Annotated in this window: 1 protein-coding gene; it reads right to left on the bottom strand. The window is 69.7% G+C overall.

Annotation, left to right across the window (positions count from 1 at the left end; genetic code table 11):
• On the bottom strand, window positions 1-413 hold a 413-nt coding region (locus A9Z05_RS31465), incomplete at both ends, for an isochorismatase family protein (protein WP_256122139.1).

The following is a 413-nucleotide window of genomic DNA, read 5'->3' as shown; positions in this document are numbered from 1 at the left end:
GGCCACCGAATCGCGCGCCGGCATCGGCGCGCCGGCCAGTCCCGCGATCCACGCGTCGGTCGACATCACCGCCGCGAAATTCGACTGGAACACCACCCCGTACGCGCGATGAATCTCTTCCGCGCTCACCGCACCCGCTTCGTTCTCGTAAGGCAGCGTGCCCGTCGCGTCGTTCAGGTACTCGACCTTCAGCCCCGCATGCGCCGCGTGATAGACCGTCGACGCATTGCAGTTGTGCGTCATGTAGCCGGCCACCGCGAGCGTGTCGATCCCGTGCGCGTCGAGCCACGCGGCGAGATCGGTGCCGGCGAACGAGCTTGCCTGCGCCTTTTCGATCCGGTGCGCGTACGGCCGGCTGGCGACCACCGCGTGCAGCGCGACGCCGTCGCTGCCGGGCGCGAAGATCGGCGCGC

Source organism: Burkholderia sp. A2 (assembly GCF_001729305.1).
GTDB classification, from domain to species: domain Bacteria; phylum Pseudomonadota; class Gammaproteobacteria; order Burkholderiales; family Burkholderiaceae; genus Burkholderia; species Burkholderia sola.
This window is presented reverse-complemented; position numbering and strand designations above follow the sequence as displayed.